This window comes from Microbulbifer agarilyticus (assembly GCF_020171345.1).
GTDB lineage: Bacteria > Pseudomonadota > Gammaproteobacteria > Pseudomonadales > Cellvibrionaceae > Microbulbifer > Microbulbifer agarilyticus_D.
Genome location: NZ_JAIUZM010000003.1, coordinates 35295 through 50289, shown reverse-complemented (window position 1 = coordinate 50289; position 14995 = coordinate 35295). Strand labels below are relative to the sequence as shown.

Genomic DNA, 14995 nt, shown 5'->3' with positions numbered 1-14995 from the left:
AATGTATCGGAATTGAATTGACTCGATCGAAGATGTCGTCAGAGGGAATTTAACATGCGTAGCAAGGCTCACCTGTATAGATACTTACCCATTGCCATTGCAACACTTGCCGCAGCCAGTGCGCCCAGCGCATATGCCGGCGGCGTTATGTTGTGGCAAATCGGCACCCCCATTCTGGGTACCGCCAGCGCAGGCTGGGCCGCTACGCCAGAAGATGCTGCGACCGCATTCACCAACCCGGCGGGCACCGTGTGGCGCGGCAACATGGAGGTTCGCGGCGCAGCACAGGCACTCTACGGTGATATCAAGTTTACCGACGGCGGAGAGAGTAATTTATCCGGCGGCGACGGCGGCAATGCACTCGCTTGGTTCCCCGGTGGCGGTGTCTTTGCCGCAGGTAAACTGACCGACAATATCGGCTGGGGTTTCGCCACAGCGGGCAACTTCGGCCTCGGTCTCGACTACACCGATTCCTGGAAAGGACGGCGTTTTGTCCAGAACGTCGACCTGCTCAGCATGAGCCTGATCCCCTCCCTAAGCTGGAAGATGAACGACTGCCTCTCTCTCGGCATAGGCCTCAATGCCATGGTCGGGTACCTGAGTTATCAGTCTGCACCGCGCGCTGGACTGGCTGGTGGCGATGCATTTCTGCGTTACAAAGACCTGGAAATGGGATACGGCGCCAACGCAGGTATTATGTACCGCCCGGTTGCAGGTACCACCTTTGGCCTTACCTACACCTCAAAAGTCGAATTCGACTTCCGCGACAACCTGCGGCTGCGTAACTTTGGCCCCCTGTTCGCCCCCGCCGTCGAACGTTTTGATGGTATCCGCACCGAGATTGATGTGGATGTCCCGCCGACGGTCACCGCCAGTTTGCAACAACAGATGACCGACTCCACCACCTTCTATGCCAACCTAGCCTGGCAGGAGTGGTCCGAATACGCGGGTGTTTCCCTCGAACTCGGCGATCCGGTGCAAACGTCCATCAAGGTGGACCGCGGATATAAAGACACCGGCGCACTGGCGCTGGGTATTCGGCACGAGTTCGATCAGGGAATGTTGAACGGCTGGTATCTTTCCACCGGCGTCGCACTGGAAAGCGGTATGCAGAATACCTCGTCGGTCACCGCCGATACGGTGACCAACGAAACCTGGACCATAGGCCTCGGCGCCGGCAAAGAGCTGTGCCCGGGATTGACCATGGATATCGGCTACAACTACGTCTCACTAGGCGATGTCGATATCGACCAGCAAGGGCGCCCCCCATTCAGTCCTCGTCTACAGGGAACCTATGAAGACGCAAAAATCCAGTTCTTGGGCGCATCGGTGCAATTTTCATTTTGATGGCCGAAATTGCGAGCGCTAGATCTGTGTTTCAATTGGCAGCCAGGATAACAGCCAGCTGAGGCTTCTTTGCCACCAGCTGGTCTCAGGGTCCACATTCATTTCGATGAACGCACCATTCACGTCTTGCGCTTGCCAGCGCAGCTCACCCTGCTCATTCAATACCAGGTGCCAGGCAGAGTCCGGCGCAACCCACTCTTCAAACAAATTATTCAGTTGCTGATTTATTTCTGCATTTTCCATCAGCAAGCCAATCTCTGTGTTCTGGATAATTGAGCGGCTATCCAGATTGATCGAGCCAACAAACCCCCGGTCCTCATCAATCACAAATGTCTTGGCATGCAGCGTTGCGCGGGATTTCCCATGAAACCAGTGCTGGCGCTTCTCTTGCCCGGCAACCGTGCGCAACTCCCACAGGTCGATACCGCTTCTCAGAAGCGTAAGCCGATAGCGCGCATAAGCACCGTGCACAATTGCCACATCGTTACTGGAAAGCGAGTTGGTGAGGATCTTCACCTGCACACCGCGCCGCTCCAGCTCACCAAACAACTCGCTGCCCACATCGCCGGGAATAAAGTAGGCACTACTGATGCTCAACCGCTGCTTTGCGCTGCGAATGACTTTTTCCAGCTGATACCCTGGAAACTCCTCAACCGGAATCTCGTCCCGCTTCAACGCTTTCGATGGTGGATCCGCATAGAGGGAGGCTGGCCCCCAGTGAAAGGCGACCTGGTCATTGATCAACGCCCGGGCAAAATCGGAACTCTTGAGCGCTTCGGTAAATTCGGACTCTGCCTCGTTTGCGAGAAAGTTGGCCACCTCCTGCCGGAGCTGGTCCAGAGTCTGGTTATCCGCCGTCGTCAGAGGAAGCAACTCGACCGGCACAGAAACCTTGTAATTCCAATATTCATCAAAAATGCGCGAAGCTTCCGGTAGAACCGCGCCAATCGCCAGTACGTCGACATCAAAAAATTCCACATTCGCGTGGGAGAAGTAGCCGTCGCCAATGTTGCGCCCGCCGGTAATCATCAACTGCCCGTCGGCAACCATCAGTTTGTTGTGCATGCGATGATTGATACGGCCAAAATTCAGCGCCTGTTCGATGGCACGCCCGATACCCGAACGGCCCGCCACCGGGTTGAATAATCGAATAGAAACATTCGGGTGCTGGTCGAGCACCGCGATCCAGGGGTTTTCCACGCGGGTGCCGAGATCGTCCACCAGCAGGCGTACGCGCACCCCGCGATCCGCAGCCTGCAGCAGCAGGCTGGTCAGGATGCGGCCAACGGTATCGTCTTCATAGATGTAGTATTGGAGGTCGAGAGAGACACTGGCTTCCTCAATCAGTGCCGCACGCGCCACAAAAGCAGACAGCCCATCCTGCAAAAGATGAAAACCAGAGTGGGTATCTGGCTGACCTTGCGCGTCGCGCAGAACCACCCGTGCCAAACGTGACTCGGTGGCTGGCGCGAGGCTATTTACGACTTCACCCAAGGGCTCCGTTGAGGTCTGGCTGTCACCCATGATCACTTCCCACAGAATGGCCAGGCAAAACAACACTACCGCCCACAGGAAAAAAGGTCGCAGAGTACGAACGCTCGGCATTCTGGTGTCATCTCGCTGTTACTGGATGACTTAGAGCCTAGTCGATTCGCTTGCGTATCAGCCAGTTGTCGCGGCCTCCTCCTCTGCGCTGTGATTTTGCGCCACGCGTGTCGCGGAGAAATTCAGAATGCCGTCATCGATCGGCGCTTCCAGCATGAGCTTGCGATCTTTCGGGTAGTCGTTCAGTAGCTTCCACGGGTAGCGGGTACCCTGTCGTGGCAACAGGTGATCCGCACGCTCCACATAACCGGACTGCAGCGCGGACATCACTGAGGAATCCCCCATGCAGCCATCTTTATCCACAGCGATAAACTGGCACTGCCCCGTGTCACGCAAATGGTTGAGCAATCTGCAAATATAACCGGCGGCAAGATCTGCCTTCAGGGTCCAGGCCGCATTGGTATAGCCGAATACCCACGCCATATTGGGTACGCCTTCCATCAACACCCCCTTGTAAGTGAGGCGGTTACGGGTATCCACGGATTCCCCATCCAATTTCAGCGCCAGCCCTCCCAGCAGCTGCAGCTTCAGGCCGGTGGCCGAAACAATGATATCCGCCGGTAGATGTTCACCGTTTTTCAATCGGATGCCGCTCTCGGTAATGCAGTCGATGTCTTCGGTCACGACCGACGCCTTGCCCGTATTGATCGAGTCAAACAGGTCGCCATCGGGGATGGCGCAGAGCCGTTGATCCCATGGCGCATAACGTGGCGTAAAATGGGCTGTGCTTTCTCCTTCGCCGAGTGCCTTGCGCACCCCACGCAACATCAGTTTGCGCACCAACTGTGGCCAGCGCTTGGCAGCCTTGAACATCCAGCGGTGCAGGGTAATGTTGCGACGCCGCGCCATACCATAGGCCCACTGCCCGGGTATCCACTGCTTCAACCAGTGGGTCAACTTATCTTCCGCCGGCACCGACAACACATAGGTGGGGGAGCGCTGCAACATGGTGACATGCGCCGCCTGCTCTGCCATGGCTGGTACCAGGGTTACCGCGGTAGCACCGCTGCCAATCACCACAACGCGCTCGTTCTGGTAATCGAGATCCAGCGGCCAGTGTTGCGGGTGAATCCACTGCCCCTGAAAATTATCCATGCCGACAAACTCGGGCTGATATCCCGCCTGATAGTCGTAGTAGCCGGTGCAGGAAATCAGCACGTTGCAGGTGAACAGCACGGGCTCGATCAGGGCTTTACCACCTTCCTCTGCCGGGCTGCTGCACTCACCGAGCAACTGCCAGCGCTGTTGTACGCTATCCCAATTGGCCTCGTTCAGGTTCACACCGAAGTGAATCTTATCGGTCACGTGGTATTCCGCTGCCGTATCCTCGATGTAGCGGCGGATCGACTCGCCATCGGCCATGGTCTTCAGGCCATTCCATGGGCGGAAACTGAAGCCAAAACTGAACATATCGGAATCGGAGCGGACCCCGGGGTAGCGGAACAGATCCCAAGTACCACCAATCTGTTGGCGGCGCTCGAGAATTGCAAAGTCCGTGTTGGGGCAGTCCCGCATTAAATGGCAGGCAGTGCCGATGCCCGAGAGGCCGGCACCGATGATCAGGGTATCGAAGTGCTGAGTACGCATGGTCACAAAGTGCTTTTATTGTCGTTTATTGTTGTTGAGCACTCAGTGTACCGCCCTTCCCCCGGGGAAGGGCGAGAAGATTTTGGACGTTACTGCAACTGCCGCCGCAGCTGCTCCGCCTTTTCTTGCTGGCCAGTTTCGCGGTACATGGAGATCAGTGCGCTCATCATCTCTGGATCTCCGGGGAACCGCTGCAGCGCCTGCTCCAGGTACCGGACAGCGGCCGTTGAGTCACCAGCCGAATTCAGCGCAATGGCATACACATAGGCATAGCGCGGTGATGCATGCTCAGCATCGGCAGCAGCGCGCAGCATGGGTATGGCGTCCTGTAATTTTTGCTGGCGCACCAGAGACAGGCCCAGTGCGTGCTGCAGTGGCGCCTTTTCGATGGCTTCTTCGATCGGACGATTGAGCGCGTTGCGCAGCAGACGCTCTCCATCGCGCTCACGCCCGGTACCACGGTACAGATCCGCCAGGTTAATAATCGCCGGCGTGTAATACGGGGCGAGCGCCACCGCCTGTTGCAGCAGCTTCTCGGCGCCGGGCAGGTCACCTTCGCGCCCGCGCAAGGAAGCCAAATTCACCAGGCTCTCCGGTCGGTCGCTATTGAACTCCGCCGAGGCCTGGTAATCGGCCATCGCTTGGTCAAAGCGTTTGCCGACTTCCGCCGGATAACTCTCCATCGGTGCCCCCGCCAAAGCACTGGCGGCAAGAGAGGCAGTCACGCGTTCATCTTCATACAACAGCGGAATTGCCAATGCCGGGCGCACCTGTTGCGGTACATGATCCAACGATTGCGCCAGACCCAAATGCAGCAAGGCATCATCCCCCTGTGCAATCACTTGCAACACCTGGGCGCTGGTTTGCGAAAGGTAGCGCGGCAGCATGGAGATCGCGGTTGCCCGCGCTATTTCAGGCTGGCTCTCATCCATTGCCAGCTTCAGTAACTGGCTCTCCGCGTCCGGCGCGCCCACTCGCCCGGCAAACAGCGCCTCGCCATAGTGCGGGTCCGGCTCGCCAAATTTTTCCTCCAGAATCGCCGCCGCCCAGGTGTTGGTTTCATCGGTATGGCAGCCAACACAGGCGTTCGGTGATCCAATTTTTTCGGACAAATCCGGGCGTGGCACGCGGAAGCTGTGGTCCCGACGTGCATCCACCTGCATATACACCTTGTCGGTCATATGACAGTTCACGCACTGCGCGCCTTCACTCCCCACCGGGTGAAAATGATGTTCTGCCGTATCGAACTTGGTGGGGAGATGGCACTGCGCGCACACATCGTTGCCACTCGCGCGCAACTCCAGGCTGTGGGGGTTGTGACAATTACTGCAGGTCACACCGGCCCCGTGCATTTTGCTCTGCAGGAAAGAGCCCCATACATACACTTCGTCGTTGATCTGGCCGTCTGCGTGGTAGAGACCTGCACTCAATAAGGCGGGGTGGAAGAAGTCCAGGAAATCATCCTCTGGCTTGACACCGGGGAACTGGGTACCGCGGCGGGAATGACACTGCGCGCATACGGGAATTTCAGCTTGGGTATGCACGTTGTTGGCGATAAGCGCGATACCGGTCTTCGCATCCATCGCCCAGCGCGCCTGGCGGCGGCCATCGAAGCGCAGTTCAAATCCCTGATTTTTATCCGCTGCGCGCTCGCGCTCCGGCAAACCGGCCCACTCCACGTGGGCCCGCCCCGGGCCATGACAGGATTCGCAACCCACGTTCATTTCAGACCAGCGGGTGGCAAATGTCTGAGATTCTGCGTCGTAATTCTTGTGCAGGTTGGTGGAATGACAGTCGGCACACTGGAAATTCCAGTTCTGGTTAATACCGGTCCAGTGCAGTGGATCGCCGGCCTTGATCTGTTCATCCGGGTACAGGTGGAACCAGCGCTGGCCGCCCTCTTTTTTTGGACGGGCATCCCAGGAGAGACTGAGTGTCTGTAAACGCCCACCGGGGAACTCGATCAAATACTGCTGTAGTGGATAAACGCCAAAGGTGTAGGCCACAGGATAATCGTGCAGTTTGCCATCGGGCCCATCGGTGCGCACAAAGTACTGGTCATCGCGCTGAAAGAAGCGAGACTCGGTACCAAAATAATCGAAGGTTGCATCGTCAAAATTCCCCACCACCGTTTCCGAGTCCGGCGTTTTCATCGCCAGGTCGTGATGGGATTTTTGCCAGTCGTCGAAGGCCTGCTGATGGCAGGCCGCACATTGCGCGACGCCCACATAATCGGGGTTACCATCCGCCTGTGGGGGCGCCCCTTTCTTACCTTCCTTACCCTGTTTACCCTGCGCCACATGGACGACAGCAGGTTTCTGACTCTGCACAGCGGCGGAATGTTGGACGGTGTTTGGCGGGTTTTCTGCATCGCCCGCCCCTGTGTCTTTATCACAGGCCGTGGCGGCGAGTACCGCAAGCAGAAAGATGATCGGCGCGCGCATCCTGTCTCCGAATTATGCTCTTATTATCAGCGAGTTAAGGTGTTTGAAGACACCGAGTATAGCTTCTTACGCCTCTGACCTCTGCCCCCAATCTGCTAGCGTTAATAGAGACGCAGTATGGAGGATTGTCCGTGTCGGCACGTGATCAGATTGCAGCATTGGAAGCGGGCATGGGTCGTGCCATCGTAGGCCAGCGGGACGTGATCCGGCGTCTGATTATCGGTTTGCTGGCCAACGGGAATCTTCTGGTGGAAGGGCTGCCTGGCCTCGCCAAGACCCGCGCCATCAAGGCACTGGCGAAAAACCTGGAAGCCGACTTCAGTCGCATTCAGTTTACCCCGGACCTGCTCCCCGCAGACGTGACCGGTACCGACATGCTGTACCGGAGCGACCAGGGTTCCGAATTCCGTTTTCATCCCGGCCCCATTTTCGCCAACATTGTGCTGGCCGATGAAATTAACCGCGCCCCGGCCAAGGTGCAGTCCGCGTTGCTGGAGGCCATGGAGGAGCGCCAGGTCACCGTCGCCGGCAAAACCCACCCGCTGCCACCCCTGTTTATGGTGATGGCCACCCAGAACCCCATCGAGCAGGAGGGCACCTACCCGCTGCCGGAAGCGCAACTGGACCGATTCCTGATGCACGTGCTGATCAGCTACCCACCGGTGGAAGATGAGGTTGAGGTGATCGAGCTGGTGCGCAACGAGGAGATCGCGGCCATTCATAGCAACACGGATAGCAGTACTGAGAGCGGCACGGAGAGCAGTAAAGAGAAAGACGAGCAAGGCGCAAATACAACCGCCGGCAAACACACTACGGACGTGATTCCACAGCAGGCGGTATTCAACGCGCGCCGGGAAATTGCCGCCATTCACGTATCCCACCCGATGGCGCGCTATATGGCAGATCTGGTCGAGGCAACCCGCCACCCGGGGGAGCGCTCGCCGGATCTCGCGCGCTGGATCGAGATTGGCGCCAGCCCGCGAGGCTCCATTGCCCTGGATAAGGCCGGCCGGACCAATGCGTGGCTGGAGGGCCGGGACTATGTCGATCCGCTGGATATCCACGCCGTCATTCACGACTGCCTGCGGCATCGCCTGGGGCTCAGCTTCGAGGCGCAGGGGGAAGGCATCAGTGCGGACCGGGCGATCGACACCTTGCTCAAAGTCGTCGCACTGCCCTGACACCTGGACCGGGGCGATTGTCATGCCAAATTTTTTCACCCGCAGCCGAAATTACACCCGCGCAGGCATCGACACTGTTGCCGCACCGCGCAGCGCTGACGACCCGCGTGTTCACGTAGACCTCGCGCACCTGCAAGCACTGGAAGGACCCGCACAAACCCTCAACCTGCTGCCGCGTCAACCAGTACGCAGCGTGCTGGCCGGACAGCATCATTCGCCATTGCGCGGGCGCGGACTCAATTTCGAGGAACTGCGCGAGTATTGGCCATCGGACGATGTCCGTTCCATCGACTGGAAAGTAACGGCGCGTACTGGCGAACCCCATGTGCGGGTGTATACGGAAGAGCGGGACCGCCCGGCGCTGATCGTCGCGGACCAGCGTATATCGATGTTTTATGGTACCCACTTCGCCATGAAGTCGGTCACCGCCGCTGAAGCGGCGGCCTACGCCGCCTTCGCCGTACTACATCAGAACGACCGTGTGGGCGGTATCGTGGTGCGCGACGATGGGCTTTATGCACAGCGCCCCAAACGCAACCGGCGCGCGCTCACGCATTTTCTCAGCGAACTGGCGCAGGCAAACCAGCGCCTGCATGCGGATGCGCCGCCCGCAAACCCCACCTCGCTAGATACGGTGCTGCAGGCAGTTGCCAATATTGCCCGGCGCGACCACCTTGTATTGCTGATTAGCGACTTCGATGTCATCGGCCCCGCCAGCGACCGGTTGCTGGCCGGCCTTGCGCGACACAACGACGTGATTTTAATGCCCGTATCCGACCCGACCGGGGAAACGGTACCCGAGGGTTTTGTCAGTGCCATCTCTGACGGAGACAGGCAGGCAACTCTGGACACCAGCGATCGTGCGATCCACTCGGCATTAAATCACTTTACCGAAGAGCGTCGCGCCGCTATTGCGCAATGGCAACGACACTATGGGATCCCCCTGGCGCCGCTATCTGCGGGAGAGGAAACTCTGCCGCAGTTGCGCCGCCTGCTGGGACTTGCGCCAAGTAAGGCGCCGCAACCTGAAGCCAACGTAAAGCCCTATTCAGAGTCGGAGGCTAGCGGTGGCCCAGAGTAACCCGACAACAACTGAAACCACCTTGCCCGATCTCATTGCGCAGCTGGCTCCGCCCCCGGTTCCGGATGCCATTTCCCTGTGGCCACAAACCCCGCTGGCGAAAAGCCTGCTGTTAAGCGTACTGCTGCTGGTACTGGCGGTGGCCGCACTGGCATACCGCCGTTACCGCGCAAACGCGTACCGGCGCGCGGCGTTAAGGGCGCTGGACACGGTTGAGGGCGACCCGGCACAAATCGCCGAACTTTTGCGGCGCACCGCCCTGGTTGCTTATCCGCGGGATCAAGTGGCGGGACTCACCGGATCGGTCTGGCTGGATTTTCTAAACCGGCACTACCCCGGCAATGCATTTACGGGCGCAGTGGGCGAAACCTTATTACAAGGCGCCTACCGGCCTTGTCCACCACAGCCCGCGCTCACAAGTGCCGCACGCAACTGGATTCGACAACACGTCAAGGCTACGCCCTCGCCCGCAAAGAGCTCTGTACAGCCGACTACCTCTGCGGAGAAAACATTGTGAGCAGTTTTCTGGCAAGTCTGAGTTTTGCCGCACCCTGGGTCTTTTTGCTACTGCCACTTCCGCTCCTGGTATGGAAAATGGCACCACCCTACCGGGTGCGCGTGCCAGCCATTCGGGTACCCTTTTTTCAGCGCATCAGCGAGCGCCTCGGTCTGTCACCCCGCGCCGGTGCCATCGTGCGTCGTCGTCAACTTTGGCAGCACCTGCTCGGCGCTCTCATTTGGATTCTGATCCTGAGCGCGCTGGCGCGCCCACAGCTGGAAGGCGAAGCGGTAACACTTCAGAAACCCGCGCGAGATCTCATTCTCGCGGTAGATATTTCCGGCTCCATGGCGCAGGAGGATTTTATGGGTGCAGGCGATCAGCGGCTGCAACGACTGGCCGGGGTAAAAAGCGTACTGGCGGATTTTCTACAGGGCCGCGAAGGCGAGCGGATCTCACTGATCGTATTTGGCAGCAAAGCATTTGTGCAAGCGCCACTCACCACCGATCTCGACACGGTACTCGAACTACTGCGTCAAACGGAAGTGGGCATGGCCGGGCCGCACACCGCCCTCGGTGATGCCATTGGCCTCGCCATTCGCCAGTTCGAAAGCAGCGAGGTAAAGCAACGGCTGCTGATTTTACTGAGTGATGGTAGCGATACCGCCAGCCGCATGAGCCCAATCAATGCCGCATCCATCGCCAACCAGCGCGACGTAAAAATTCTCACGGTCGGTGTAGGCGACCCGCAGGGCGAATCCGAGAACCGGCTGGACGAAGCCACGCTAAAGGCCATCGCGCAACGCACCGGTGGCAACTTTTATTTTGCCAACGACCAACAGGCGCTTACGCAAATCTATAAAGAAATTGATGCACTGGTACCAAAAAAAGTGGATAGCGAGACCTATCGCCCCCGCACCGGCTTGAGTCACTGGCCGCTCGGTATTGCCTTGCTGTTGTCCTTATTGGGATTGGCTTTGACTCTGCAGAGAGGCGGCCGGAATCTTCAGGCGGCATCAACATGAGCGATCTTGCCGGTGACCTCAGCAGTTTCCTCACTGCATTCCATTTTTTGCGTCCGCTCTGGCTCCTGCTGTTGCCGATTATTTTGACCCTGTGGTGGAGACAGCGCCGTCCACCGGAGCGCGCGGTCGACAAGCCTTCCCTGCCAATCGCTCCCCATCTGGCCCGCGCGCTCAGTGTTGGTGAGCGCGATAGAGCACACTGGCCACGCTTCTTACCCATCGATGCACTCGCGTTGCTGCTCGCGCTACTGACCCTGGCCACCGCGGGACCCGCGTGGACGCGCCTGCCCGACTCGCTGATGGGGCGCACCGCGCCCCTGGTGATTGCCGTGCAGGTAAATCAGAGCATGACCGAAACCGATGTCGCACCCAGCCGTCTGGAGCGCGCCAAGCAAAAGGTCTACGACTTGCTGAAACGCCGCGACGGCGCCCCCACGGCACTGATCGCCTACGCCGGCACGGCGCATCGGGTGGTCCCCCTGACCGAGGATCAGAACCTGTTGCGCCCATATGTGGAAGGGTTAGCCGCCGACATCATGCCAGTAGCTGGCAACCACGCATCCAGTGCATTGAACATGGCGCAGAGTATTCTGCAACAGGCCGGCACCTCCGGAGGCATTCTGTTTCTGAATGACGGCATTGAAACGACGGACGTTGCCCACTTCAACCAGCGCAATCGCGCGAACACCCTTGGGATGCTGATACTGTTGCCGAGTAGCGCCAAAATACCCGGGGCTGAACAAGTGCATGATGCGCGTGTAGAACGGGTAACGCCGGATACCCGCGATATCGAAGGCTTTGTGCGTTACTTCGATAGTGGTTTCCGCCAGGCGCTGGCCAGGGACGAGAATCTCCAGTGGGACGATCGCGGCTGGTGGCTCGCCTGGCCCGCGGCGCTGCTCGCGCTACTCTGGTTTCGTCGCGGCTGGATGTTACCCGCAACTGGATCGACAACAGCCTTCTCCATACCCTCCTCCACATTATCGACTCGGGCTGGCGCAAGTGTTGGCCTGGTACTTTGTATCTTCAGTCTCCTGTACCTTCTGACACCATGGGTCACCGCACAAACATCTAACGCCCAAACCGCGACGACCTCCACAACCGCAGTCCCACAGGGGCCACCGGCAAATGCGTTTCTTAGCCGGCTGTTTACACCGGATCAACTCGGCCAATGGCTGATGCAACGCAAAGAATATGCTCGCGCGGCCGACGCATTTGCCGATGTGTACCACCGCGGATACGCGCAGTATCAGGCTGGACATTATGAGGACGCGGCGAACACACTGGCACCGCTTGATGCACCAGAGGCCATCTTCACCCGCGCCATGGCCCAGGTTAAAAGTGGCCAGTATCAGGACGCCATTACCGGATTTGAACAGGTACTGCAGATAGATCCGAATTTCCCTGGGGCACAGGAAAACCTGCAACTCTCTCGTGAGATTCTCACTTACATGGAGAAATCCCGGGGCGAGGAGGAAGAAAAATATGAACAAACTGAAAGCGATGACGACCGCTACGACGAGCAACAGCAACAAGAAATGGAAGCACCACCAACACCGGTCAGTGGCACAGAGGTAAATGCAGAGCAGTGGATGTCCACACTGGATACCAGTACCAGCGAGTTTCTCAAGCAGCGGTTTGCGGTTGAAGCCGCGAGTGCACCAGCGCCGGAGAGTACTCCGTGACTTGCGCTGCCGCTTACCTGAGACGGACTGCGTGCTTCGTCGCAGGTCTCATGCTTGTTCTTACGACTGCCGTCACGATCGCTACACAAACCGACACGCCTTCGGTTCTGACCAGCAATCAGCAGGCAGACAACAAACCGATCGTGCAGAGTGCGCTTTCCGAGTCCGGCATCGCTCCCGGGCAGGCAGTAACCTTCCGTGTGACGGTATTGGTTCCCACCTGGCTCAGTAAGCCAATCGAATTCCCCCAATTCGACAGCCCTAATCTTTCGGTGACACTGCCAGAGAAGTCCACAGTCTCTACCAGTCAAACCATCAACGGGAAAACCTGGTCAGGGGTAATACGGGAGTATCAGGTGGTCCCCCTGACCCCGGGCACCTTTCAGTTACCCCCATCCAGCCTTCAAGTGCACTACCGAAGTCCGCAGAATGACAGAGACATCGTCACAAACGTGCCCCTTCCTGCACACACCCTCACCGTCACCGCCCCCAAAGGCGCGGAAAACTTGCGCCCATATATCGCCGCGCGCGACCTCACCCTGACGCAAACGATCAACGGGGAGCCGGACAAGTTGCGCCCCGGAGATAGCTTTAGCCGCACCGTAACCGCCACAATTCAGGGATCAACGGTAATGTTTATCCCGCTGTTACAAAGCCAAACCAATGTAGATGGCATTGCCGCTTACCCGGACACGCCAAAGGCGGTAGACCACAGTGACTTTCGCGACATCGACACCGGTAAACGCACCGAGAAAGTCACCTTTGTCGCGGAAGTACCAACGCGAGGTGAACTGCCGGCAATTACCCTGCGCTGGTATGACCTGGACAACGGCAGTATCCGAACCGCCTCGGTGGACCCCATTAAGGTCCGGGTGAAAGGAGCATCCGTTGTTCGCAGCTTCTCGCTTGCCCAGTGGCTGCTGATACTGGCGCTGGTCGGCCTATCGCTGTGGTGCGCTAAGCATTGGCTTCCCGCGTTGGCCCAGCGCGTACGGTCACGCTATCTCCAGTATCGAAAGGCAAGCGGGCAGGAAACTATGGCGAGACTGCGCAAGGCAGCAAAAAAGCATGACTACACTAGTGCTCTCGTAGCTGCGGTAGAGCTTGAAGGTTCTACTGACTACCAGAATTCCCGTGTACCCGCAGCTCTGCTCGCCCTGGGGCGGGCACAATATGGCGACACCGCGGCATCTGAGACTGCGACTCCTTTGTGGGAACAGCTGGAGCTCGCCATTGATGCTTACGCCGCAAAGCGCCGGGCACGAAGCCGACAACCGGACCTGCCTGCGCTGAACCCATCACACCGCAATCGCTAACCTCATTCCAGAGCCGCCCCAGAATCGCTCCAGAACCATCAGGTCAGCTTTGCGGCTTAACGTACAAAGTTGAAAAAATATTGCGGGGGCAGCGCAAGAATGAAAAACACGAACTAGGATTTATACAGTGAACCACGAACGCATGCACTTCACTGCAGTATTTTGGGAAGTTCTATGCAACTACGGATTTTGCCGTACCGCTTCGCGACCACAGCTCTGTGGCTGCTTTTTGTCTCCCTCGCTTACCTAAGCACTGGCGTATGGGCGACCGAGAGTAACGACCCGCTCCCCTCCTGGTCCGATGGCAAGACCAAGCAGGCCATTGTCAGCTTTGTCGAAAAGACAACACGTGAAGGCTCCCCTGACTTCGTGCCAGAAAATCAGCGTATCGCCACCTTCGATAACGACGGCACCCTGTGGGCTGAACAACCGGTTTATTTCCAGTTGATCTACGCACTGGATCAGGTCAAGAAAATGGCCCCCCAGCACCCGGAGTGGAAAACCGAAGAGCCATTTGCCTCAGCCCTCAAGGGGGACATGGAAAAATTGATGGCCAGTGGCAAAGAAGGCCTGATGAAAATCATCGGCGCCACCCACGCCAATATGACCGCAGACGAATTTTCACAAAATGTATCCCAGTGGCTGAAAAACGCCCGCCACCCGAAAACCAACCGCCCCTACAACGAAATGGTCTACCAGCCGATGCTGGAACTGCTCAACTACTTGCGCGCGAACGGTTTCAAGACATTTATCGTTTCCGGTGGTGGCACTGATTTTCTGCGCGTGTTCGCAGAGCAGACCTACGGCATCCCGCCTGATCAGGTCGTGGGGTCCAGCCTCAAAGCCGAATACCAGGTCCGCGATGGCAAACCAGAAATCGTCAAGCTCGCGGATATCAACCTGATTAACGACAAGGAAGGTAAGCCCGTCGGTATTCACCGGTATATCGGCCAGCGCCCACTATTCGCGGCAGGAAATTCCGACGGTGACTTTCAAATGCTTGAATGGACCACCGCAGGAAAAGGCCCGCGCTTTGGCCTGCTGCTGCACCACACCGATGACAAACGTGAGTGGGCCTACGATCGCAAGTCGTACATAGGCCGTCTGGAAAAAGGATTGGACCAGGCGAAGGACCGGGGCTGGACTGTCATCGATATGCAGCAAGACTGGGAGCAGGTGTTCCCGGTCGCAACGCCCTGACCTTCGTATCAATCACTCACCACAT

General features: G+C 58.1%; 11 protein-coding genes. 8 read left to right on the top strand and 3 right to left on the bottom strand.

Translation table 11 applies throughout. The features are described from left to right. Positions 1-54 precede the first annotated feature (54 nt). Positions 55-1347 (top strand): OmpP1/FadL family transporter, encoded by a 1293-nt coding sequence (locus LCM31_RS10685; protein WP_224869965.1) that lies wholly within the window; start codon positions 55-57, stop codon positions 1345-1347. Between the two features lie 18 nt (positions 1348-1365). Here the strand turns inward: LCM31_RS10685 and LCM31_RS10680 are convergent, their stop codons facing one another. From LCM31_RS10680 to LCM31_RS10670, 3 genes are all read right to left on the bottom strand, one after another. Next, complete coding sequence (locus LCM31_RS10680; protein WP_224869963.1) at positions 1366-2952, bottom strand: phospholipase D family protein; 1587 nt, start codon at positions 2950-2952, stop codon at positions 1366-1368. Positions 2953-3009: 57 nt separating this feature from the next. Beyond that, complete coding sequence (locus LCM31_RS10675; protein WP_224869961.1) at positions 3010-4539, bottom strand: flavin-containing monooxygenase; 1530 nt, start codon at positions 4537-4539, stop codon at positions 3010-3012. Positions 4540-4628: 89 nt separating this feature from the next. Next, positions 4629-6983 carry a multiheme c-type cytochrome gene (locus LCM31_RS10670; protein WP_224869959.1) on the bottom strand — a complete coding sequence of 785 codons (2355 nt, stop codon included), beginning with the start codon at positions 6981-6983 and terminating at the stop codon, positions 4629-4631. A 131-nt stretch (positions 6984-7114) separates the two neighbouring features. Here LCM31_RS10670 and LCM31_RS10665 point away from each other — a divergent pair, with 131 nt between their 5' ends. The 7 genes from LCM31_RS10665 (at position 7115) to LCM31_RS10635 (ending at position 14970) form a co-directional block, all read left to right on the top strand. Then, positions 7115-8164, top strand: coding sequence for an AAA family ATPase (locus LCM31_RS10665; protein WP_404804381.1), 1050 nt, complete (start codon positions 7115-7117; stop codon positions 8162-8164). Positions 8165-8186: 22 nt separating this feature from the next. Beyond that, positions 8187-9245: a DUF58 domain-containing protein gene (locus tag LCM31_RS10660; RefSeq protein WP_224869957.1), complete on the top strand. Its 1059-nt coding sequence runs from the start codon at positions 8187-8189 to the stop codon at positions 9243-9245. Beyond that, a complete protein-coding gene (locus tag LCM31_RS10655; protein WP_224869955.1) occupies positions 9232-9762 on the top strand; it encodes a DUF4381 domain-containing protein in 531 nt (176 codons plus the stop codon). The genes LCM31_RS10660 and LCM31_RS10655 overlap by 14 nt, the downstream gene beginning before the upstream one ends. Beyond that, positions 9759-10769 carry a VWA domain-containing protein gene (locus LCM31_RS10650; protein ID WP_224869953.1) on the top strand — a complete coding sequence of 337 codons (1011 nt, stop codon included), beginning with the start codon at positions 9759-9761 and terminating at the stop codon, positions 10767-10769. Before LCM31_RS10655 ends, LCM31_RS10650 begins: the two co-directional genes overlap by 4 nt. Continuing rightward, on the top strand, positions 10766-12454 hold the full coding sequence (locus tag LCM31_RS10645; protein ID WP_224869950.1) for a vWA domain-containing protein: 1689 nt from the start codon (positions 10766-10768) through the stop codon (positions 12452-12454). The genes LCM31_RS10650 and LCM31_RS10645 overlap by 4 nt, the downstream gene beginning before the upstream one ends. Positions 12455-12504: 50 nt before the next feature. Continuing rightward, on the top strand, positions 12505-13770 hold the full coding sequence (locus LCM31_RS10640) for a BatD family protein (protein WP_224869948.1): 1266 nt from the start codon (positions 12505-12507) through the stop codon (positions 13768-13770). Between the two features lie 174 nt (positions 13771-13944). Beyond that, positions 13945-14970: an HAD family hydrolase gene (locus tag LCM31_RS10635; RefSeq protein ID WP_224869946.1), complete on the top strand. Its 1026-nt coding sequence runs from the start codon at positions 13945-13947 to the stop codon at positions 14968-14970. The last annotated feature ends 25 nt before the right edge of the window (positions 14971-14995 follow it).